Below are 20,709 nucleotides of genomic sequence, written 5' to 3' on the forward strand. Positions count from 1 at the left end.
ACCCCTTTGCCCATCTCGCCAATACCTATGACCGGGATGGCACCAACTTTGTCTTGAGTGTGGATAAACGGCGGCGTGGCCGGTACCGTCTCACCGGTTCATCACAGGTACGCCTCCGTAAGAGCCTTACCAGGGTGGGGAGTTCCGCATGGACAGACGCAGCTTCAACCGGCGCGTGCTGCTGGGCGGCGCGGCCGTCGCGACATCGTTGTCCGTGGCGCCGGAGGCCATCAGCGCCGACGGGCCGGCTAAGACGGCACCCGCCGGAGGCGAGGTGAAGCGCATCAGGATGTACGCCGAGAAGCTGGCGGACGGTCAGATGGGCTACGGCCTGGAGAAGGGCAAGGCCACCGTCCCCGGCCCGCTGATCGAGCTCAACGAGGGCGACACCCTGCACGTCGAGTTCGAGAACACCATGGACGTGCCGGTGAGCCTGCACGTGCACGGCCTGGACTACGAGATCACCAGCGACGGCACCAAACTGAACCGCAGTCACGTCGAACCGGGCGGCACCCGCACCTACACCTGGCGCACCCACGCCCCCGGCCGCCGCAAGGACGGCACCTGGCGGGCGGGCAGCGCCGGCTACTGGCACTACCACGACCACGTCGTCGGCACCGAACACGGCACCGTGGGGCTGCAGAAGGGCCTGTTCGGACCGGTCATCGTCCGCCGCAAGGGTGACGTCCTGCCCGACCGCACGCACACGGTCGTCTTCAACGACATGCGCATCAACAACCAGGCGCCGCACTCCGGGCCGAACTTCGAGGCGACGGTGGGCGACCGGGTCGAGTTCATCGTGATCACGCACGGCGAGTTCTACCACACGTTCCACATGCACGGTCACCGCTGGGCGGACAACCGCACCGGCATGCTGACCGGCCCCGACGACCCCAGCCAGGTCATCGACAACAAGATCACCGGACCGGCCGACTCCTTCGGCTTCCAGGTGATCGCGGGGGAGGGGGTGGGGGCCGGCGCCTGGATGTACCACTGCCATGTGCAGAGCCACTCCGACATGGGGATGGTGGGACTGTTCCTGGTGAAGAAGCCGGACGGGACGATCCCCGGCTACGACCCGCACGAGCACGAACACGGGCACTCCGAGCAGCCGGCGGACGGGGGACAGGGCGGCGGACACGACCACTGACGGGTACCTGACACCGCGAAGGCGCAGGCGAGAGCGCTCTCACCGGCGGCGCACCCGGGGCTATCCTGATCCGCAGCCGCAGGTGAGGAGCCCCGAAGTGACCGAGACAGCGCCGCGTCCCACCCTGGAGGCCGTGGCCGCCCGGGCCGGTGTCTCGCGGGCCACCGTCTCCCGCGTGGTCAACGGCGGGGACGGGGTGCGGGACGTCCTCGTCGAGCGGGTCCGCAAGGCCGTCGAGGAACTCGGTTACGTGCCCAACCAGGCCGCCCGCTCCCTGGTGACCCGGCGGCACGACGCGGTCGCCGTGGTCGTCGCCGAACCGGAGAGCCGCGTCTTCGCCGACCCGTTCTTCGCGCTCCAGCTGCGCGGCATCAGCAAGGAGCTCACGGCCCACGACAACCAGCTCGTGCTGCTGCTCACCGAGGGCCGCGACGACCACGCCCGGGTCGGCCGGTACCTCGCCGGCGGCCATGTCGACGGTGCGCTGGTCTTCTCGCTCCACCTCGACGACCCGCTGCCGGAGCTGATCCAGCGAGCCGGTGTCCCGACGGTCTTCGGCGGGCGGCCCGGCTGGAGCGGGGGCCGGAGCGACGTGGTGTACGTCGACAGCGACAACCGCGGCGGAGCCCGCGACGCCGTCCGCCACCTGGCCGGCCTCGGCCGCACCCGGATCGCGCACATCACCGGTGCCCTGGACCAGACGTCGGCGGTGGACCGGCTGGACGGCTACCGGGACGTCATGGCGGACGCCGACCCACGGCTGATCGCCGAGGCCGACTTCACCCCGGCCGGGGGCGAGCGGGCGATGCGCGAACTCCTCGACCGCTGCCCCGACCTGGACGCGGTGTTCGCCGCGAACGACCTCACGGCCTCCGGCGCCCTGCGCGTCCTGCGCGAGTCCGGCCGCCGCGTCCCGGACGACGTGGCCGTCATCGGCTTCGACGACATGCAGCCCGTCGCCGAGCAGACCGACCCGCCGCTCACCACGGTCCGCCAGGACATCGAGGAGATGGGCCGCCTCATGGCCCGCCTGCTGCTGCACGGCCTCGACCGAGCCCACCGCCACGAGGCGGTCGCCACCCCACCGTCCAGCGTGGTGTTGCCGACGACGCTGGTGCGGCGCCGGTCGGCCTAGGAGGGAGCGGGTCCGCCCGGTCCGGACGTCCGGGCTACAGGGCCCGGCCCTGCCCCGGCTCGGTGCGGATCACCGCGAAGCGGGCGCCGTAGGGGTCGGTGAGCCTGGCGACGCGGCCGACGTCGGGCAGGTCCGTGGCGGGCACGCGCAGCGTGCCACCGTGTTCCTGGGCGACGGCGGCGACGGCGTCGGGGTCGGCGACCTCGAAGTAGGGGAGCCAGTGGGGCTCGTGCTCGGCCGGGTCGTCGGCGAGGGGCACGACCGCGCCGAACATCGCGTCCTCGTCCTCCCCGGCGGGGCCGAAGGTGGTGTACGTGCCGCCGTACAGGTCGACGCCGTAGGTCTCCAGGCCCAGCACGGAGTGGTAGAACGCGGCGGCGGCCGGGACGTCCGCCGTGTACAGCTCGGCCCAGCACAGCGAGCCGGATTCCCCGACCACGTCCAGACCCCGGGTGCGTCCCGGCTGCCACAGGCCGAAGGGCACCCCGGCGCGGTCGGCGAGGATCGCCGTCCGGCCCAGGTCCTGCACGTCCATGGGCGGCAGCAGCACCGAGCCGCGTGCCTGCCGGGCCGCCTCGGCGGTGGCGTCCGCGTCCGGCGTCAGGAAGTACACCGTCCAGGAGGGCGGCCCCTGCTCCGGCGTGGTCCGCATGCCGCCGGCGACGGTCCGGCCGCCGAGCTGGAAGAGGCCGTACCCGCCGACCTCGGGCCCGCCCGGCCGGAACCGCCAGCCGAACAGGGCCTCGTAGAAGACCGTCGCGCCGTCGATGTCGGGGGTGGCGAGATCGATCCAGTTCGGAGCGCCGGTGACATAACGGGTGGTGAGCATCCTCGCCCTCCTCGCACAGGGGACCGTTCGGCCGCACTGCCGAGTCTCGCACCGCCGGCGGGCGGGCGCCGCGTCGCCGCGCGGCCGGACGCGCTCGTCCGGTCCCGCGCGCCGCCGTGCACCGGCGGCCCCGGCGGGCGACGATCGACACCGGGCTCAGGCCCGTGAACGCCGTGTTGATCGCGCGTTGATCGAACGTTTTGCACCGGCCGGGACGCTACTGGCCATGCCCATCGACACGATCACCCCGCCCGAACTCGCCTGGCAGCAGGAAGCGCTGTGCGCGCAGACCGGGGCGGAGTTCTTCTTCCCGGAGCCCGGCAGTTCGGTGCGGGAGGCGAAGCGGATCTGCGGTCTGTGCCCGATCCGGACGGCCTGCCTGGAGTACGCGCTCGACCACGACGAGCGCTTCGGCGTCTGGGGCGGCCTGTCGGAGAAGGAGCGGCTGGAGCTGCGCCGGGCGTCACGGTAGCCACACCGACCGCCCACGTCGCCCTGCGTCGCCCCGCGTGTCCCGCCGGTCCGCATGTACTGCGTCGCCCCGTGCCGGTCCGCGTCACCTCGCGCCGGCCCGCGTTGCCGGGGGTGTCCGTGTCGGCCCGTGCCGGTCCGTGTGGGTCCGTGCCGGTCCGTGTGGGTCCGTGCCGGTCCGTGCCGGTCCGCGTGTCCCGCGTCGCCCCGCGTGTGCCGCGTCGCCCCGCGCCGGTCCGCGCCGCCCTGCGTGTGCCGAGCCGGTCCGCGCCGCCCCGCGTGTCCCGCGCCGCCCCGCGTCGCCCCGGGTGCGTCGCGTTGCCCGGGTGTCCCGTGTCGACCCGGGCGTCCCGCGTTCGCAAGGGTGAGGCCCCCGGCCGCTAGTAGCGGCCGGGGGCCTCAGGGCCTGGTTGCGCGGGCTGACGTCAGGCGCCGGCTCGGGCCGCCATGCGGGCCTTGCGCGCGGCCAGCTTCTCGTCGAACTTCGTGGCCTCCGCGTCCAGTCCGTCCATGTACAGTCCGAGCTCCTCCTGTGCCTTGCGGCCCTCGGGGCCCAGGCCGTCGATCTCCATGATCTTCAGGAAGCGCAGCACGGGCTGCAGGACGTCGTCGTGGTGGATGCGCAGGTTGTAGACCTCGCCGATCGCCATCTGCGCGGCGGCGCGCTCGAAGCCGGGGATGCCGTGGCCGGGCATCCGGAAGTTGACGACCACGTCGCGGACGGCCTGCATGGTCAGGTCGGGGGCGAGATCGAACGCCGCCCGCAGCAGGTTCCGGTAGAAGACCATGTGCAGGTTCTCGTCGGTCGCGATGCGGGCGAGCATGCGGTCGCAGACCGGGTCGCCGGACTGGTGGCCGGTGTTGCGGTGCGAGATGCGGGTGGCCAGCTCCTGGAACGCGACGTAGGCGATCGAGTGCAGCATCGAGTGGCGGTTGTCCGACTCGAAGCCCTCGCTCATGTGCGACATCCGGAACTGCTCCAGCTTGTCCGGGTCGACCGCGCGCGAGGTGAGCAGGTAGTCGCGCATCACGATGCCGTGCCGGCCCTCCTCCGCGGTCCAGCGGTGCACCCAGGTGCCCCAGGCGCCGTCACGGCCGAAGAGGGAGGCGATCTCGTGGTGGTAGCTGGGCAGGTTGTCCTCGGTCAGCAGGTTGACGACCAGCGCGATGCGGCCGATCTCGGTGACCTTGGACTGCTCCTTCTCCCAGGCCTCGCCGTCCTCGAAGAGGCCGGGGAAGTTGCGCCCGTCGCTCCACGGCACGTACTCGTGGGGCATCCAGTCCTTGGCGACCTGCAGATGCCGGTTGAGCTCCTTCTCGACCACTTCCTCCAGGGCGTACAGCAGCTGAGCGTCGGTCCAGGTGCCGGCGGGGCTGCCGAAATGGGGAGTGGTGATCGTCATGGACTCTCCAGGGGGACATGCGTACGAGCGGTGTGCAGTAACTTACGGCATCGTAGGCTACGTTCCCGTAGGTTACGACGTCGTAGATTAAAGACACCGTAAAGCGGCTGGCCAGCGGGGTGTCCGCGTGTCAGCCGGAGTGCCCGGACCCGCAGGTCGGCGGCCGGGCGGTGGTGCCGTCGACTCCTCAGACGTACAGCTCGCGCAGCCGGACCGAGAGGCATGTCACACAGCCTTCGAGCTTCTCGAACTCGCTGATGTCCACGACGACCGGTTCGTACCCGAGGTCGGAGAAGAGGTCCGCGGTCTTCGGGGCACTGGCAGCCATCAGCAGCTTGTCCCCGCCGAGCAGGACGACGTGGGCGCCGGTCTCCTCCGGGACGGGCAGGAAGCGGGCGAACAGCGACGGGGCGTCCATCTTCGGGATGTGGCCGATGACCGTCCCGTCGGGCAGGGCCGTGACCGCGGACTTCAGGTGCAGCACCTTGCTCACGGGTACGGCGACGACCCGGGCGCCGAGCGGCTCGAACGCGGCGCGCAGCTGCTGGACGCCGGCGGCGTTGGTGCGCCCGCCGCGGCCGACGTACACGGTGTCGCCGATCTTCAGGACGTCCCCGCCGTCCAGCGTCCCCGGCTCCCAGATCCAGTTCACCGAGCAGCCGAGAGCGGCCACGGCCTCCTCCACCCCGGCGGTCTCCGCGCGCCGGGAGTCGGCGCCCGGGCGGGTGATCAGCGCCACGTTCCGGTACATCACGACCGTGTCCTCGACGAACACCGAGTCCGGGCAGTCGTCGGCCGGGTCCACCTCGATGGTCTCCCAGCCGTGCGTGCGCAGGGCCTCCACGTACGCCTCCCACTGCTCGCCCGCGAGGCCGGCGTCGACCCCCTCCCGTTCGATGTGCGTCACCAGCCCTTCGGCCAGGCGCGGGCTGGGGCGGCGGACGAGGGCCTTCTTGCTGGGCACGAGCGTGACTCCGTATGGGATGGGACGTGTCTGGACCACACCGGCGGAGTTCCCGGATCGACCGGAACCCATCGGGCGTCGGCCGACCATCATGCAGGGCGAGGACGGCGGAGGACACCCCTGGGGGCAGGCGGCGGGAGGGTCCGGCCGCGGCGCCCGCACCGTGCCGCTCGCACCCCCTGCCGTGTCAACGGTTCCGCGTCCGGCATTCCATCGCAGTAGCCGATCAACGGTTGTGCAGATCATTCACCTGGTCGGGGCCGTACCGATCGTCCGGTGGGTCGTTGGTCGTAGTGCTCCGGCCGAGACGGCCGGCGACCGATCCGGCGAAAGGAAACCGATACAGATGTACGGCACGCGGCGCATGGCGGTGGTGGCCTCGATCGCGGGGATGCTGATGGCCGTTCCGGCCGGCATGGCCACGGCTCATGCCGGTGACGGCGACGCGGGGGCGGGCGGTGTGCTGTCCAACCTCTCCGGCCGGAACTCGTCCGGCCACGCCAACCTCTGCGGCACCGGAAAGGTGGCCCTGTTCAAGGAGCGCACCTGTGTGACCGAGGACGACGGCAGGGGCGGCGGCGACCAGGCGGGCCCCAGCGGCGGCGTCCTGTCCAACCTGCTCTTCGCCCGGAACGCCTCGGGCCACAGCAACAACTGCGGCAACGAGACGGTGGCGGTGTTCAGCAGGACCACCTGCGTCACCGCGGACCGTTCCGGCCGCTGAGCGGTCACACCGGACACACGAGAGGGGCCTCGGTGCAGTCGACTTCCTTGTGCGTGGGCGTGGTCGCGCCTCTGACGGGCCGACTGGCCCCTCTCGGATCCCCGTTGTCGTACGTCCTGCGCAGACTCGGCCCCCGCCTCGCGCACGTGCGCAACGGCGGCCGCCGGCACGCCGTGACCGTCGCCGTGCGCGACAGCCGCTCGGACCCCGAGGCGGCCCGGCGGGCCGTGCGCGACCTGGCCGGTGCCGGCGCGCACCTCGTGCTGACGATGGCCGGGACCCGGGTGCTGCCCGCGGTCACCGACGCCTGCGAGGAGGCCGGCGTTCCGTGTGTGTCGACCACGTTCCCGTGGCAGGCCTACCTCCAGGCGCGCGCCGCCGAGCCGGGGCACCGCTTCCGGTGGACGTACCACTTCGCGTGGGGGCTGGACGACATCGCCGCCGTCTTCGCCGACCTGTGGGAGCGCGTCGGCGGCCGGGGCGCCGTCGGGTGCCTGTGGAACGACGACCTGCAGGGCGCGCTGCTGCGGCACCAGCGGTACGGCTTCGCCCCGGTGACGTCCCCGCGCGGGCACACCCTGGTCGACCTCGGCGCCTACCGGGAACCGGCCCCCGGCTTCGCCGCGCAGGTCGCCCGGCTGCGCGAGCACGGCGCCGACCTCGTCACCAGCGCCGCCACCGCAACCGACCTGGCCCTGTTCCACCGCGAGGCCCGGGCGGCGGGGGTGCGGCCGCGGCTGATCACCTGCTCCCGCTGGCTGACCTACCCGCACACCCACACCACCCCCGCCCCCGGCGTCCACGGTGAACTCGGCGACGCGCGCGTGGCCACCCTCGTGTACTGGAGCCCGGACCACCCCTACCGCTCCGGTCTCGACGGCACCACGTGCGCCGAACTCGCCCGCGCCTATGAGCGCGAGACCGGCGCCCCCTGGCTGCAGCCCCTGGGCCTGGCGCACGCGCTGCTGGAGACCGCCCACCACGCCCTGACCGCCGCGGACGACCCCACCGACCGGGCCTCCGTCGCCGGGACCCTCGCGGACACGACCCTCGACACCGTCGCGGGCACCCTCGACTGGACCCGGGGACCGGCGCCCAACATCGCCCTGCTCCCCCTGGTGGGCGGGCAGTGGCAGCCGACTCCGCGGGGCCCCCGGCTCGCCGTCGTCGGCAACCAGGCCCACCCGGGCGTTCCGCTCACCGGGGAGCTCACGCCGGCCCGCTGACTCCCGACCGCACGAACCGCCGCAGATGCTCCCCGGTGAACGATCCGTCCGCCTCCAGGAGTTGCCGCGGCGTGCCCTCGAACACCACCTCGCCACCGTCGCGGCCGCCGTCCGGGCCGAGATCGATCACCCAGTCGGCCCGGGCGACCACGTCCAGGTTGTGCTCCACGACGACGACCGTGTTGCCCGTGTCGACCAGCCGGTCCAGCAGGCCGATCAGGCCCTCGACGTCGGCCATGTGCAGACCGGTCGTCGGTTCGTCCAGCACGTAGACCGCGCCCGTCCGGTGCAGCCGCGTCGCCAGTTTGATGCGCTGCCGCTCACCGCCGGAGAGCGTGGACAGGGGCTGGCCGAGCGTCAGATACGTCAGTCCGACGTCCCGCAGGGCGCGCAGCCGGCGCCGTACCGCCTCGTCGTCGAAGAAGCCGAGCGCCTGCTCGGCCGTCATCTCCAGCACGTCGGCGACGGAACGGTCCCGCACGGTCAGCCGCAGCACCTCCTCCTTGAAACGCCGCCCCTCGCAGTCGTGACACGTCGTCGTCACCGGGTCCATGAAGGCGAGGTCGGTGTAGATGACGCCCCGGCCCTCACAGGTGGGGCAGGCGCCGCCGGAGTTGAAGCTGAACAGGCCCGCCTCGGCCCCCGTCTCGCGGGCGAAGATCTTGCGGACGGTGTCCATGATCCCCAGGTACGTGGCCGGTGTGGACCGGCCCGAGATGCCGATCGAGGACTGGTCGACCACCACGGCCTCCTGGTGGGCCGCGGTGAACTCCGCGACCAGACTGCTCTTGCCCGAGCCGGCGACCCCGGTCACCGCGGTGAGCACACCCGTGGGGAACCGCACGGTCACGTCCCGCAGGTTGTGCCGGCCGGCGCCCTTGACCCACAGTTCGCCGGTGGGCCTGCGCACCTCCTCCTTGACCGCCGTACACCGGCGCAGACAGCGCCCGGTGAGCGTGTCCGACGCGGCCAGTTCCTCGGGTGTCCCCGCGAACACCACCGTGCCGCCCCCGGCGCCGGCACCCGGCCCCATGTCCACCACGTGGTCGGCCAGCGCGATGACGTCCGGGTCGTGCTCGACGACCAGCACGGTGTTGCCCTTGTCGCGCAGCCGCAGCAGCAGGTCGCCGAGCCGGCCCACGTCCCGCGGGTGCAGCCCGACGCTCGGCTCGTCGAAGATGTACGTCATGCCGGTCAGGCTGGAGCCGAGGTGCCGCACGGTCTTCAGCCGCTGCCCCTCCCCGCCGCTGAGGGTGGCGGTCTCCCGGTCGAGGCTGAGATAGCCCAGGCCGATCGCCTCGATCCGCTCCAGCGCGGCCACGGCCGCCCCGGCGATCGGCCGGGCCACCGGGTCGTCGATCTCCTTCAGCACCGTGATCAGGTCCGTGACCTGCATGCGGGTGCAGTCGGCGATCGACCGGCCGCCGATCCGGGTGGCCAGCGCCGCCGCGTTGAGCCGTGCTCCGCGGCAGGCCGGGCAGACGCCCTCCACCAGGAACTCCCGGACCAGGTCGCGGGTCTTCTGGCTCATGGCCGACAGGTCCCGCTTCAGGTACAGCCGTTCGAAGCGGTCGGCGAGTCCCTCGTACTCGGTGGTCCAGGTGCCGCCGCTGCCGGTGACGGTGACCTTGCTCCCGGGGCGCCCGCGCATCAGGAACTCGCGCTCGGCGGCGGTGAACCGCCCCACGGGCTTGTCCGGGTCGAGGTCGGGGCTGTTGGTGTACGCCTGGCCCTGCCAGGTCCCCGCCGCGAACGGAGGGAAGCGGACCGCCCCGTCCGCGAGCGAGCGGTCCGGGTCCAGGATGCGGTCCCAGTCGGGCCCCACGGTACGGCCGAGACCGTCGCACTCGGGGCACATGCCCGACGGGTCGTTGAACGAGTAGGCCGTGGCCGGGCCGGCGCTCGGCGTGCCGTGCCGGGAGAACAGGACGCGGATCACCGAGTAGACGTCCGTCATGGTGCCGACCGTCGACCGGGAGTGGCCGCCGACCGGCCGCTGGTCGACGACGATCGCGGGGGTGAGGTCCTCCAGGGCGTCCGCGTGCGGCCGTTCGAACTTGGGCAGCCGGTTGCGGACGAACCACGGGTAGGTCTCGTTGAGCTGGCGCTGCGACTCCACCGCGATCGTGTCGAAGACGACCGACGACTTCCCCGACCCCGAAACGCCGGTGAACACGGTCAGCCGGCCCTTCGGGATGCGGAGAGTGACGTCCTTGAGGTTGTTCTCGCGGGCTCCGGTCAGGGTGATGAATGCGGGCATGTGCCCGACGCTAGGCGTAATACCCGACAGCCTCTGGCGTGATTTCCCGCAGTTCTCCCTCCTCCAGCCGCAGCCAGCGCGTGATGCCGATCGACTCCAGGAACGGCAGGTCGTGACTGGCCACGATCAACGCCCCCTCGTAGGAGTCCAGGGCCGTGGTCAGCTGCCGCACGCTGGCCATGTCCAGGTTGTTGGTCGGCTCGTCCAGCAGGAGCAGCTGCGGGGCCGGCTCGGCCAGCATCAGGGCGGCCAGGGCCGCCCGGAAGCGTTCGCCGCCCGACAGCGTCGATGCCCGCTGGTCGGCCCGGCCGCCCCGGAACAGGAAGCGGGCCAGGCGCGCCCGGATCCGGTTGTTGGTGGCGCCCGGCGCGAACCGGGCCACGTTCTCGGCGACCGTCCGCTCCCCGTCCAGGACGTCGAGGCGCTGCGGCAGGAACCGCAGCGGGACGTGTGCCGTCACCTCGCCCGACTCCGGAGCCAGCTCCCCGGTGATCGTGCGCAGCAGCGTGGTCTTGCCCGCGCCGTTGCGTCCGATCAGCGCGACCCGCTCGGGACCGCGCAGTTCGAGCCCGCCCTCGACCCGGGCGCCGTACCGGAGCCCGAGATCCTGGAGGGTGAGGACGGTACGCCCCGGCGGGACGGCCGTGAACGGCAGGTCGACGCGGATCTCGTCGTCGTCCCGCACGGCCTCCACCGCCTCGTCGAGCCGCTCCCTGGCCTCCGCCAGCTTCTCCTCGTGCATGATCCGGTGCTTGCCCGCCGAGACCTGGGCCGCGCGGCTCTTGAGCTTCATGACGGCCCGGGGTTCGCGCTTGGTGTCGTACATCTTCTGCGCGTACCGCCTGCGGCGCGCCAACTTCACCTGGGCGTCGGTCAGTTCGCGTTTCTGCCTGCGGAAGTCGGCCTCGGCGACGCGCACCATGCGCTCGGCGGCCTCCTGCTCGGTCTCCAGGGCCTCCTCGTACGCGGAGTAGTTGCCGCCGTACCAGGTGATCCCGCCGGAGCGCAGGTCGGCGATCTGGTCGACGAGGTCCAGCAGTTCCCGGTCGTGGCTGACGACGACCATGACGCCCTGCCAGGACCGGACGGCCGCGTACAGCCGCCGGCGGGCGTACAGGTCGAGGTTGTTGGTCGGCTCGTCCAGCAGCAGCACGTCGGGCCGGCGCAGCAGCAGCGCGGCCAGCCGCAACAGGACGGACTCGCCGCCGGACACCTCGCCGACGGTGCGGTCCAGCCCGATGTGCCCGAGGCCGAGTTCGCCGAGCGTGGCCAGGGCGCGTTCCTCGACGTCCCAGTCGTCGCCGACGGTCTCGAAGTGCTCCTCGGCCACGTCGCCCGCCTCGATGGCGTGCAGCGCCGCACGCCGCGCGGCGATGCCGAGCGCCTCGTCGACGCGCAGGGTGGTGTCGAGCGTGACGTTCTGCGGCAGGTAGCCGACCTCGCCCGCGACGCGGACGGTGCCGTCCGCCGGTACGAGTTCACCGGCGATCAGCCGCAGCAGGGTCGATTTCCCCGACCCGTTGACCCCGACCAGGCCGGTCCGGCCGGGGCCGAACGCGACGTCCAGGTCCTCGAAGACGACAGTGCCGTCGGGCCAGGTGAACGACAGGGAGGTGAGGGTGACGGAAGTGGACATGGTGGCCTCACTCGCGGTTGCTCGAAGCAGTCAGGGGCAAACGCGTGTCGAGACACCTGCGACCAGGGAGGAGGCCTCACGGGCATGAGAAGAGCCCTGCACCGGGGGACGGCTCGGACGCCGAGGTCGCACGCAGCGCACACACCTCACGGGTGGGGCGCGGTGTCTCAGGACCTCAGACGAGCAACGTCCTTCTCCAATCGACGGCAACAGGACCGCTGTACACCGTAGGAAGGGGTACAGGGGCCTGTCAACGCATTTAACCGAAGCCGATCTCCCGCCCCAGGAGGCCTCGTGTCCCATGGTTCGCTCACGCTGCCGGCCCGGCTGTCGCTGCTGGCCTGGGACACCGCGCGGCCCCCGGCGGGCGGCGCCGCGCACCCGGCGGGCCCGGTGCGGGCCGGTGCCCTCGTCGACCTGGCCCGGCGCGGGCTGCTCACCGACGAGGACGGCATCGCCACGCCGGCCGACATGGACTCCCGCAGCGGTGACGCCGCCCTGGACGGGCTGCTGGTACTCGTCCACGAGTCGTGCCCGCACCCCTGGCGGACCTGGGTGACGCTGCGGGCGCGGGTGACCGCCGACGCAGTACGGGAGCAGCTCGTGGCCGGGGGGTACCTGCGGGCGGAGAAGAGACGTGTCCTCGGTGTGTTCCCCTCCGTCGAGTACGAGCTGGAGCGCGCAGCCGCGGTGAAGGTGCTGCGGGAGGAGACGCGTGAGGCCCTCCTCGGGCCGCTCCCGGCCGCCGGCCTCGCGGAGCGGGACGCGGCGGTCGCCGTCCTGGCCGACGCGGCGGACCTGCTGGGCGTGAGCGCGGGCGAGCGGCGCGTCGGGGAGCTGACCGAGCGGGCCGGGGCGTCGGTGCCGGGCCTGGAGAGGATCGTCCGCGAGGTGCGCGCGGCGGTGGCCGCGACCGTGCCGGTGCCGGCGTCCCTCTGACGGACCGTTCCACGTCCCGGTCGGGTTCCGGCCGGCCGGCGGGCCGGCGGGCGGTGGCGGCTGGTCGAGTGACGGGCATGACGAACCAGAACTGCCGTGCCGCGGCCTTCCACGCCCTGCCCGTGCCCGGCACTGCGCTGGTCCTGCCCCGCGCAGGGGACGCCGTCAGCGCGCGGCTCGTCGGGGAGGCCGGCGCTGCGGATCTTCGTCCCCGGGGCCGTCGACCCGGGAACCGTCGGGGAGCTCGTGGCGGGCGTCGGGCCCGCTCGACGTCGTGGCCAACCCCGGCGCGCCGCCGGTCGCCGAACCGGCCGCCCCGGGCGTCGCCCGCGTCAGCACCGGCTCGGGCCTCGCCCAGGCCGAGAGCGCCCCGGTCCGCCGGGCCGCGCGGGAGCTGCCGGCGGCGGGCACCTACCGGTCGCTGACCGGAGTGCTCGGCTACGGCAGGGTCAACGCCCTCTTCCCGGCGCCGCGTCGACGCTCAGCAGGCGTCCCGCATGAGCTCCGCCAGGCCGTGGTCGAGGTCCAGCTGCAGGTGCTCGAGGCCGACGGGCACGAGCTCGCTCGTCGCCGCAAGGAACGAGCGGATCTCGCTCGACCGGACGTGCACCACGGCGGTGCCCTCGGGGGCGTGGAACTCCAGCACCGTGCGGTCGTACCCGTAGGGCCGTACCCGCACGTCGCCGGGCCCCTCGGGGCCGTCCAACCCGGCGGCGAGCAGCTCGCGGGAGAAGGTCCAGCACACGTCGACGCCCTCCAGCGTCGCCGGGGCGGGGAAGGACATACGGACGGCGAACGGGTCGCGCCGGTCGTAGTGCAGCGTCGCGGGAATGCTCGGCATACGCGGCGCGGCGGCGACGAGGCGGGCCTCCACGGGCTGCTCGATGACGATGGACAACGCCTTGCTCCCTTGTGACGGCTGGACGGACACGTCCGGGCGGATGAGGCCGGGCATGGGAAGAGACGATGGAATCGGCCATTCCGTGCACACGAGATGCGAGTGACCTCTGTCACCGCGTTCATGCGCGGGAGTGACCTGGCTCTCCTCGTGTGCCCTGAAGGGCACTTGTGACGCCTCCCCGGACAGCCCGGTGTGACCGCGAGGCCGTCTGGACGGCACCCGGGCGGTGGGCTAGCTTCCCCGGCCATGAGGCGCATGGGGAGCAGGCGACGGACGGGACGGACAAGGCGCGGCGTGATCGCGGCCACGGCGTGCGCGGCGGCACTGGCCGCCCTGACCGCCGGGCCCGCGGGGGCGGGGGAGCCGGACCGCCGGGCGCCGCACTGGGAGCTCAAGGACACCGGCACCCCGGACGTACGGTTCCGCGGTCTCGCCGCCGTCGGCCGCAACACCGCCTGGGCCGCAGGAACCGCCGGCACCGTGCTGCGCACCACCGACGGCGGTGCCACCTGGCGGAACGTCTCGCCGCCGGGCGCCGGGGAGTTGCAGTTCCGGGACGTCGAGGCGTTCGACGCGCGCCGGGCCGTCGTCCTGGCCATCGGCGAGGGCGAGGCGTCCCGCGTCTACCGCACCGACGACGGCGGAACCACCTGGACGGAGTTCCGCAACACCGACCCGAGGGCCTTCTACGACTGCCTCGCCTTCTTCGACCACCGCCACGGCCTCGCCCTGAGCGACCCCGTGGACGGGAGGTTCCGCATCCTGTCCACCGGCGACGGCGGCCGGACCTGGACGGTGCTGCCGGACCGGGGCATGCCGCCCGCGCAGGAGGGAGAGGCCGCCTTCGCCGCGAGCGGGCAGTGCCTGGTGACGTCCGGGCCGAGGGACGCCTGGGTCGCCACCGGCGGGGCCGCGCACGCGCGCGTGCTGCACTCCGCCGACCGGGGACACACCTGGCGGGCCACCGGCATGCCCCTCCCGGCGGGCGACCCGGCCCGCGGGGTCTTCGCGCTGGCCTTCCGCGACCGGGCCCACGGCCTCGCCGTCGGCGGCGACTTCCGCCCCGACCGGCCCTCGCCCCGCGCCGCCGCGCGCACGTCCGACGGCGGCCGCGGCTGGCGCCCCGCGGCCACACCTCCCCCCGCCTACCGCTCCGGCGTCGCCTGGCTCCCGCACAGCCGCACCGCCGCCCTCGCCGTCGGCCCCACCGGCACCGACCTCACCACCGACGCCGGCCGTACCTGGCGGACCGTCGACGCGGGCTCCTACGACACCGTCGACTGCGCCCCGGACCACGGCTGCTGGGCCGCCGGCGAGAAGGGGCGGGTGGCCCGCCTGGAGCAGTGAGCGAGCGGGGTGCGGTGAGGGTTGGCAGTGTGGGTACCCGTTCACGGGACGTGAAAGGAAGTGAGCGAGCATGCCACGCGGTTCCAGCCCGAAGCGGGAGCGCCAGTACGAGCACATCAAGGAGAGCGCGAAGGACCGGGGCGAGAGCACCGGCCGCGCCAAGGAGATCGCCGCACGGACGGTGAACAAGGAACGCGCCCGCTCCGGCGAGTCGAAGACGGCCAGCCGCACCTCCACCAAGGACATGTCGTCCGGCAGGCGCGGCGGTCAGCGGTCGGGGCAGGGCTCCCAGGGCCCCACCTACGACCAGCTGTACCAGGAGGCCAAGCGCAAGGGCGTCGAGGGCCGTTCCAGCATGAACAAGAGCCAGTTGCAGCGCGCACTGGGCAAGTGAGGCGCCCGCTCCACGAGGCCGGCGGGACACCCTGACCCCGCCTGCCTCGGCGCGCGACGTAGGCTCGGGGCACCATGACGACCGTACGCATCCCCGAGGACTGGCCCGCCACCGAGGAGCAGGCGCGCGCCGTCCAGGACGCCCTGCGTGAGCGGGTCGTCCTCGACGAACCGGGCCCGCCGCCCGGAAGCGGCCGTGTCACGGGTGTCGACGTCGCCTACGACGACGAACGCGACGTCGTCGCGGCGGCGGCGGTCGTCCTGGACGCGGCGAGCCTCGATGTCGTCGCCCAGGCCACCGCGGTGGGCCGGATCTCCTTTCCCTACGTGCCCGGGCTGCTCGCCTTCCGCGAGATCCCCACGGTCCTGGCCGCCCTCGAAGCCCTCCCGTGCGACCCCGGATTGGTGGTCTGCGACGGCTACGGCCTCGCCCACCCCCGCCGCTTCGGCCTCGCGAGCCACCTCGGCGTCTTGACGGGTCTGCCCACGATCGGCGTCGCCAAGAACCCGTTCACCTTCGCTTACGGCGACCCGGACACCCCGCGCGGCAGCACCTCGGCCCTGCTCGCCGGCGACGAGGAGGTCGGCCGCGCCCTGCGCACCCGGCACGGGGTCAAACCGGTCTTCGTCTCGACGGGTCACCGCGTGAGCCTGGCCAACGCCTGCGCCCACACCCTCGCCCTGACCCGCGCGTACCGCCTCCCGGAAACCACCCGCAGGGCGGACGCGCTGTGCCGCGAGGCGCTGCGCCGGACCCGGCCGGCCTCGCCCTCCATCCACCAGCGGCCCCCCTCGCTGTAGTGCGAGTCGTGGAGGAATCGCATGCCTTCGCGGGTTTTCGAACTCCTCGTGGGGACTTCCCGAGCGGCCACCGCCGGGCGGAACGCCGGAAGTCCCCGACCGGGGAGGAAGGCCGAGGTGGCGGCCGGAGCGCGGGCCGGGCGCGGGGCCGGATCTGAGTACCGGCTCTGAGTACTCGTACGGATGCCCGGCCGGCGCCCCCCGGGAAGGGTGGGGTGCATGACAACGCACCGTGCCCCCAAGCCAGTTGCCGGCCCGACCCAGACGGTCGAGCGGGCCGTCACCATCGGTCTGATCCTCGCCGTGCTCGCGGGGCTCGGCTGGATAGCCGGGATGATCTACACCATCGCCGAATGGCCGCTGTAGGCCACCCGGCGACTCCTCAGCGCACCGACGCCACGCGGAAGCGGATGCCCGCCGCCCGCAGCCGGCCGACGAGCGCGTCGCCCATCGCGACCGCCGTGGTGACCTGGCCGGCCGCCTCCGGCAGCTCGTCGAAGGCCAGGCACAGGGCCGACTCGGCCAGCATCTTCGCCGTCTCGCCGTAGCCGGGATCGCCGCCCGAGACCTCCGTGTACACCCGCCGGCCACCGCCCTCACCCACGAAACGCACGGAGAACCAGCTCCTGGCCCGCTTCTGCGGATCCGGCCCGTCCCCGGGCGCGAGCCGGTCCGACAACCAGCGCCGCGCGGGCGGCACCTGGGCCGCCGCCACCAGCGCGCCGACGGCCGCGACCCCGCCCACCGCGACCGGCAGCCGGCGCACGGCCGCGTACTGGCGGTAGCGGAAGTCGGGCCCGTACCGGTCCAGGGCCGCCGCCGAACGCCGCACGATCTGCGGGTCGATGGTCGGCATCGGCAGCGCCCACGCCCCGACCTCCCGGGCGAACCGCGGCCCGCCCAGCGGCGCCGAAGCCCGCCGGCCCACCAGCCGCGGCTCGTGCCGCCGCCGGTCCCGCGCGGCGGCCGCCATCTGCCGCCGCCGTGCGAACTGGTTGAGGGCCGAGGCGAAGGTCCCGCCCGAGAATGCCGCGTCGGCGGTCACGAAGCCCTCGATGCTCAGCGGCACCCCCTGGGGCAGCTGCTGCACGGTGAAGTACACGCCCAGGTCGTGCGGGATCGAGTCGAACCCGGCGGCGTGCACCAGCCGCGCCCCGGTCTCCCGCGCGCGTGCGTCGTGCCGGACGTACATCAGGTCCACGAACTCCGGCTCGCCGCACAGGTCCAGGTAGTCCGTCCCGGCGTCCGCGCAGGCGGCGACGAGCGCCTCGCCGTAGGTGACGTACGGCCCGACCGTCGTGGCCACCACGCGCGCCTGTTCGGCGAGGGCGCGCAGCGAGGCCGGTTCCGACACGTCCGCCCGCACCACATCCACCTGCGCCTTGCCGGGCAGCCGCTCCCGCAGCCGCGCCAGCTTCTCCTCGCTGCGGCCCGCGATCGCCCAGCGCAGCCCCTCCGGCGCGTGCTCGGCCAGGTACTCGGCGGTGAGCGTGCCGGCGAAACCGGTTGCTCCGAAGAGCACGATGTCGTAGGGACGGTCCGTCCTGTTTTGCCTGTTCATGACACCCCTCGGTCGCGCAGCCCGTGCCGCTGTCGGTGGCCGAGGCTAGCGTGAACGGTGCGGAGCCCGACGACGAGCCCGGAGGAACGCGATGGCCCTGCCCAGGAATGCCCTGAAGAAGCGGGAGAAAGTGCGCGCGTTCGCGCTGGGGCTGCCGGGCGCCGTGGAGGAGTTCCCGTGGGGCGAGTCCGTCGCGAAGGTCAACCGGAAGGTGTTCGTCTTCCTCGGTGCGGGGGACGGCAGTCACCCCCTCGGGGTGACGGTGAAGCTCACGGACGAGACGGCGCACGCGCACGCGCTGGCGTGCCCCGGCGCCGAGCCCGCGGGATACGGCCTGGGCAAGGCGGGCTGGGTGAGCATCCCCCTGGAAGCGCGGGGCGCCCCGGCCGCGGAACTCCTGTGCGACTGGGTGGAGGAGAGCTACCGGGCGATCGCACCGAAACGGCTGACAGCGGAGCTGGACGAGGCCTGACCCGTACGGCACATTACTAAGCGCTTGCTCGTTCAGCTCTTGTGCCGAGTGGAACGTGTTCTTAGCATCACTGGTGTTACATCATGTGTGTCACAGACCTGGGGGCCGGATGACCACGGCAGGGACGGCAGCACACGGCCCGCTCACCGGCGTGCGCGTCGTCGAGCTGGCCGGGATCGGGCCCGGTCCGTTCGCCGCCATGCTCCTGGCCGACCTCGGAGCCGACGTCGTACGCGTGGACCGGCCCGGCGGCCCCGGGCTCGCCATCGACCCGGCCTACGACGTCACCAACCGCAACAAGCGCTCGGTGCTCGTCGACCTGAAGGCCCCGGACGGCCCGGAGCGGGTGCTCGCCCTGGCCGCTCGCGCCGACATCCTGGTCGAGGGCTACCGCCCCGGCGTCGCCGAGCGCCTCGGTGTCGGGCCCGGGGACTGCCACGCCCGCAACCCGCGCCTGGTGTACGGCCGGATGACCGGCTGGGGCCAGGAGGGGCCGCTCGCCCCGCGCGCGGGACACGACATCGCCTACATCGCCCCCACCGGCACCCTCGGCATGATCGGCCGCCCCGGCGAGCCGCCGCCGGTCCCCGCCAACCTGCTCGGCGACTACGCGGGCGGCTCCCTCTACCTCGTCGTCGGCGTCCTGGCCGCCCTCCACCACGCGCGGGCGACCGGGACCGGGCAGGTCGTGGACGCCGCCATCGTCGACGGCACCGCCCACCTGGCCACGATGATCCACGGCATGCTCGCCGCCGGCGGCTGGCAGGACCGCCGCGGCGCCAACCTCCTCGACGGTGGCTGCCCCTACTACGGCACCTACGAGACCGTCGACGGCCGGTACATGGCCGTCGGCGCCCTGGAGCCGCGGTTCTACGCGCAGTTCCTCGACCTGCTGGGGATCGAGGACCAGGGACCCGCCCGCGAGGACGTCGCCCGCTGGGGGGAACTGCGCGAGGAGGTCGCCGCCCGCTTCAGCAGCCGCACCCGGGACGAGTGGACGGCCGTGTTCGACGGCACCGACGCGTGCGTGGCGCCCGTGCTGTCGCTGCGCGAGGCCCCGCACCATCCGCACCTGGCCGCCCGCGGCACCTTCACCGACCACGGCGGCATCACCCAGCCCGCCCCGGCCCCCCGTTTCTCCACGACCCCGACCTCCGTCCGCAGCGGCCCGGCCCGGCCCGGCGCCGACACGGCGGACGTCGCCCGGGACTGGGACGTCCCCGGGCTGCTCCCCTCGTCCCGCACCCCCCAGTGAAAGGCCTCCTCGTGAGCACCGAAGCGTACGTCTACGACGCGATCCGCACCCCGCGGGGGCGCGGCAAGGCCAACGGCGCTTTGCACGGCACCAAGCCCATCGACCTGGTCGTCGGACTCATCCACGAGATCCGCGCCCGGTTCCCCGGCCTCGACCCGGCCGCCGTCGACGACATCGTGCTCGGCGTCGTCGGCCCGGTCGGCGACCAGGGCTCCGACATCGCCCGGATCGCCGCCATCGCCGCAGGACTGCCCGACACGGTCGCCGGAGTGCAGGAGAACCGCTTCTGTGCCTCGGGCCTGGAAGCCGTCAACCTGGCCGCGGCGAAGGTCCGTTCCGGCTGGGAGGACCTCGTCCTCGCGGGCGGTGTCGAGTCGATGTCCCGGGTGCCGATGGCCTCCGACGGCGGCGCGTGGTTCAACGATCCGATGACCAACCTCCAGGTCAACTTCGTGCCGCAGGGCATCGGCGCCGACCTCATCGCCACCATCGAGGGCTTCTCCCGCCGGGACGTCGACGAGTACGCCGCGCTCTCCCAGGAGCGGGCCGCGACCGCCATGAAGGAAGGCCGCTTCGACCGGTCCGTGGTCCCCGTGAAGGACCGCAACGGGCTCGTCGTCCTCGACCACGACGAGTTCCCGCGCCCCGGCACCACCGCCGACTCCCTCGCCAAGCTGAAGCCGTCCTTCGCGGACATCGGCGAACACGGGGGATTCGACGCGGTCGCGCTCCAGCGGTACCACTGGGTGGAGAAGATCGACCACGTCCACCACGCGGGCAACTCCTCCGGCATCGTCGACGGCGCCTCGCTCGTCGCGATCGGTTCCAAGGAGGTCGGCGAGCGCTACGGACTCACGCCCCGTGCGCGGATCGTCTCCGCCGCGGTATCCGGCTCCGAGCCCACCATCATGCTCACCGGCCCCGCGCCCGCCACCCGCAAGGCCCTCGCCAAGGCCGGGCTGACCATCGACGACATCGACCTCGTCGAGATCAACGAGGCGTTCGCGGCAGTCGTGCTGCGCTACGCGCGGGACATGGGCCTGTCCCTGGACAAGGTCAACGTCAACGGCGGCGCGATCGCGCTCGGCCACCCCCTCGGCGCCACCGGCGCGATGATCCTCGGCACCCTCGTCGACGAACTGGAGCGCCAGGACAAGCGCTACGGTCTCGCCACGCTGTGCGTCGGCGGCGGTATGGGCATCGCCACGATCATCGAGCGCATCTGACCTCCTCCTGACGGAT

20 protein-coding genes are annotated in these 20,709 nt (G+C 73.1%); 13 read left to right on the forward strand and 7 right to left on the reverse strand.

Going from position 1 to position 20,709, the window contains the following annotated elements:
- Positions 1 to 148: 148 nt before the first annotated feature.
- A complete protein-coding gene (locus tag ABTZ58_RS16685) occupies positions 149 to 1,150 on the forward strand; it encodes a multicopper oxidase domain-containing protein (protein ID WP_351356310.1) in 1,002 nt (333 codons plus the stop codon).
- Between the two features lie 97 nt (positions 1,151 to 1,247).
- Complete coding sequence (locus ABTZ58_RS16690) at positions 1,248 to 2,285, forward strand: LacI family DNA-binding transcriptional regulator (protein ID WP_351356313.1); 1,038 nt, start codon at positions 1,248 to 1,250, stop codon at positions 2,283 to 2,285.
- Between the two features lie 34 nt (positions 2,286 to 2,319).
- On the opposite strand, the gene ABTZ58_RS16695 is transcribed toward ABTZ58_RS16690, so the two are convergent.
- Positions 2,320 to 3,114 carry a VOC family protein gene (locus ABTZ58_RS16695; RefSeq protein ID WP_351356316.1) on the reverse strand — a complete coding sequence of 265 codons (795 nt, stop codon included), beginning with the start codon at positions 3,112 to 3,114 and terminating at the stop codon, positions 2,320 to 2,322.
- A 226-nt stretch (positions 3,115 to 3,340) separates the two neighbouring features.
- On the opposite strand from ABTZ58_RS16695, the gene ABTZ58_RS16700 reads away from it, so the two are divergent.
- Positions 3,341 to 3,586: a WhiB family transcriptional regulator gene (locus ABTZ58_RS16700; protein WP_351356319.1), complete on the forward strand. Its 246-nt coding sequence runs from the start codon at positions 3,341 to 3,343 to the stop codon at positions 3,584 to 3,586.
- A gap of 424 nt (positions 3,587 to 4,010) precedes the next feature.
- Here the strand turns inward: ABTZ58_RS16700 and ABTZ58_RS16705 are convergent, their stop codons facing one another.
- Positions 4,011 to 4,988, reverse strand: a complete 978-nt coding sequence (locus ABTZ58_RS16705; protein WP_351356322.1) for an acyl-ACP desaturase — start codon at positions 4,986 to 4,988, stop codon at positions 4,011 to 4,013.
- A gap of 187 nt (positions 4,989 to 5,175) precedes the next feature.
- Positions 5,176 to 5,952, reverse strand: coding sequence for a dimethylargininase (gene ddaH / locus ABTZ58_RS16710; protein ID WP_351356325.1), 777 nt, complete (start codon positions 5,950 to 5,952; stop codon positions 5,176 to 5,178).
- A gap of 346 nt (positions 5,953 to 6,298) precedes the next feature.
- On the opposite strand from ddaH, the gene ABTZ58_RS16715 reads away from it, so the two are divergent.
- Together ABTZ58_RS16715 and ABTZ58_RS16720 are read left to right on the forward strand one after the other, a co-directional pair.
- A complete protein-coding gene (locus ABTZ58_RS16715) occupies positions 6,299 to 6,676 on the forward strand; it encodes a hypothetical protein (RefSeq protein WP_351356328.1) in 378 nt (125 codons plus the stop codon).
- Between the two features lie 32 nt (positions 6,677 to 6,708).
- Positions 6,709 to 7,902, forward strand: coding sequence for an ABC transporter substrate-binding protein (locus tag ABTZ58_RS16720; RefSeq protein WP_351356331.1), 1,194 nt, complete (start codon positions 6,709 to 6,711; stop codon positions 7,900 to 7,902).
- Here ABTZ58_RS16720 and ABTZ58_RS16725 read toward each other — a convergent pair.
- Together ABTZ58_RS16725 and ABTZ58_RS16730 are read right to left on the reverse strand one after the other, a co-directional pair.
- Positions 7,886 to 10,162, reverse strand: a complete 2,277-nt coding sequence (locus tag ABTZ58_RS16725) for an ATP-binding cassette domain-containing protein (protein WP_351356334.1) — start codon at positions 10,160 to 10,162, stop codon at positions 7,886 to 7,888. The genes ABTZ58_RS16720 and ABTZ58_RS16725 overlap by 17 nt on opposite strands.
- A gap of 10 nt (positions 10,163 to 10,172) precedes the next feature.
- On the reverse strand, positions 10,173 to 11,798 hold the full coding sequence (locus ABTZ58_RS16730) for an ABC-F family ATP-binding cassette domain-containing protein (protein WP_351356337.1): 1,626 nt from the start codon (positions 11,796 to 11,798) through the stop codon (positions 10,173 to 10,175).
- Positions 11,799 to 12,092: 294 nt separating this feature from the next.
- On the opposite strand from ABTZ58_RS16730, the gene ABTZ58_RS16735 reads away from it, so the two are divergent.
- On the forward strand, positions 12,093 to 12,737 hold the full coding sequence (locus ABTZ58_RS16735; protein ID WP_351356340.1) for a GOLPH3/VPS74 family protein: 645 nt from the start codon (positions 12,093 to 12,095) through the stop codon (positions 12,735 to 12,737).
- A gap of 481 nt (positions 12,738 to 13,218) precedes the next feature.
- Here ABTZ58_RS16735 and ssgD read toward each other — a convergent pair whose 3' ends face one another.
- A complete protein-coding gene (ssgD, locus tag ABTZ58_RS16740; protein WP_351356702.1) occupies positions 13,219 to 13,635 on the reverse strand; it encodes a spore wall synthesis regulator SsgD in 417 nt (138 codons plus the stop codon).
- 258 nt (positions 13,636 to 13,893) lie between these two features.
- On the opposite strand from ssgD, the gene ABTZ58_RS16745 reads away from it, so the two are divergent.
- The 4 genes from ABTZ58_RS16745 to mmpA all read left to right on the forward strand — a co-directional run bounded on the left by ABTZ58_RS16745 (position 13,894) and on the right by mmpA (position 16,545).
- Positions 13,894 to 14,985, forward strand: a complete 1,092-nt coding sequence (locus ABTZ58_RS16745) for a WD40/YVTN/BNR-like repeat-containing protein (RefSeq protein ID WP_351356343.1) — start codon at positions 13,894 to 13,896, stop codon at positions 14,983 to 14,985.
- A gap of 70 nt (positions 14,986 to 15,055) precedes the next feature.
- Entirely contained in the window at positions 15,056 to 15,379 is a 324-nt protein-coding gene (locus ABTZ58_RS16750) for a plasmid stabilization protein (protein WP_351356346.1), read from the forward strand.
- Between the two features lie 74 nt (positions 15,380 to 15,453).
- Entirely contained in the window at positions 15,454 to 16,179 is a 726-nt protein-coding gene (locus ABTZ58_RS16755) for an endonuclease V (RefSeq protein WP_351356348.1), read from the forward strand.
- Positions 16,180 to 16,398: 219 nt separating this feature from the next.
- Positions 16,399 to 16,545: a morphogenic membrane protein MmpA gene (mmpA, locus tag ABTZ58_RS16760; RefSeq protein WP_010042861.1), complete on the forward strand. Its 147-nt coding sequence runs from the start codon at positions 16,399 to 16,401 to the stop codon at positions 16,543 to 16,545.
- Between the two features lie 16 nt (positions 16,546 to 16,561).
- Here mmpA and ABTZ58_RS16765 read toward each other — a convergent pair whose 3' ends face one another.
- Positions 16,562 to 17,740: a saccharopine dehydrogenase family protein gene (locus ABTZ58_RS16765; RefSeq protein ID WP_351356351.1), complete on the reverse strand. Its 1,179-nt coding sequence runs from the start codon at positions 17,738 to 17,740 to the stop codon at positions 16,562 to 16,564.
- A 91-nt stretch (positions 17,741 to 17,831) separates the two neighbouring features.
- Between ABTZ58_RS16765 and ABTZ58_RS16770 the strand changes: the two genes are divergently transcribed.
- From ABTZ58_RS16770 to ABTZ58_RS16780, 3 genes are all read left to right on the forward strand, one after another.
- Entirely contained in the window at positions 17,832 to 18,212 is a 381-nt protein-coding gene (locus tag ABTZ58_RS16770) for an MmcQ/YjbR family DNA-binding protein (protein WP_351356354.1), read from the forward strand.
- Positions 18,213 to 18,321: 109 nt separating this feature from the next.
- Positions 18,322 to 19,467 (forward strand): CaiB/BaiF CoA transferase family protein, encoded by a 1,146-nt coding sequence (locus tag ABTZ58_RS16775; RefSeq protein ID WP_351356357.1) that lies wholly within the window; start codon positions 18,322 to 18,324, stop codon positions 19,465 to 19,467.
- A gap of 11 nt (positions 19,468 to 19,478) precedes the next feature.
- A complete protein-coding gene (locus ABTZ58_RS16780; RefSeq protein ID WP_351356360.1) occupies positions 19,479 to 20,693 on the forward strand; it encodes an acetyl-CoA C-acetyltransferase in 1,215 nt (404 codons plus the stop codon).
- Positions 20,694 to 20,709 lie beyond the last annotated feature (16 nt).

The sequence above is a fragment of the Streptomyces sp. NPDC094143 genome (genome assembly GCF_040303825.1).
Classification (GTDB): domain Bacteria; phylum Actinomycetota; class Actinomycetes; order Streptomycetales; family Streptomycetaceae; genus Streptomyces.

What these genes read in the sequence shown, in the direction of transcription:
- ABTZ58_RS16745 (WP_351356343.1), top strand. Translation starts at nt 13,894, where the DNA reads ATGGGGAGCAGGCGACGGACGGGACGGACAAGGCGCGGCGTGATCGCG.
- ABTZ58_RS16700 (WP_351356319.1), top strand. Translation starts at nt 3,341, where the DNA reads ATGCCCATCGACACGATCACCCCGCCCGAACTCGCCTGGCAGCAGGAA.
- ABTZ58_RS16715 (WP_351356328.1), top strand. Translation starts at nt 6,299, where the DNA reads ATGTACGGCACGCGGCGCATGGCGGTGGTGGCCTCGATCGCGGGGATG.
- ABTZ58_RS16775 (WP_351356357.1), top strand. Translation starts at nt 18,322, where the DNA reads ATGACCACGGCAGGGACGGCAGCACACGGCCCGCTCACCGGCGTGCGC.
- ABTZ58_RS16730 (WP_351356337.1), bottom strand. Translation starts at nt 11,798, where the DNA reads ATGTCCACTTCCGTCACCCTCACCTCCCTGTCGTTCACCTGGCCCGAC.
- ABTZ58_RS16705 (WP_351356322.1), bottom strand. Translation starts at nt 4,988, where the DNA reads ATGACGATCACCACTCCCCATTTCGGCAGCCCCGCCGGCACCTGGACC.
- ABTZ58_RS16725 (WP_351356334.1), bottom strand. Translation starts at nt 10,162, where the DNA reads ATGCCCGCATTCATCACCCTGACCGGAGCCCGCGAGAACAACCTCAAG.
- ABTZ58_RS16755 (WP_351356348.1), top strand. Translation starts at nt 15,454, where the DNA reads ATGACGACCGTACGCATCCCCGAGGACTGGCCCGCCACCGAGGAGCAG.
- ABTZ58_RS16765 (WP_351356351.1), bottom strand. Translation starts at nt 17,740, where the DNA reads ATGAACAGGCAAAACAGGACGGACCGTCCCTACGACATCGTGCTCTTC.
- ABTZ58_RS16685 (WP_351356310.1), top strand. Translation starts at nt 149, where the DNA reads ATGGACAGACGCAGCTTCAACCGGCGCGTGCTGCTGGGCGGCGCGGCC.
- ABTZ58_RS16770 (WP_351356354.1), top strand. Translation starts at nt 17,832, where the DNA reads ATGGCCCTGCCCAGGAATGCCCTGAAGAAGCGGGAGAAAGTGCGCGCG.
- mmpA (WP_010042861.1), top strand. Translation starts at nt 16,399, where the DNA reads ATGACAACGCACCGTGCCCCCAAGCCAGTTGCCGGCCCGACCCAGACG.
- ABTZ58_RS16695 (WP_351356316.1), bottom strand. Translation starts at nt 3,114, where the DNA reads ATGCTCACCACCCGTTATGTCACCGGCGCTCCGAACTGGATCGATCTC.
- ABTZ58_RS16750 (WP_351356346.1), top strand. Translation starts at nt 15,056, where the DNA reads ATGCCACGCGGTTCCAGCCCGAAGCGGGAGCGCCAGTACGAGCACATC.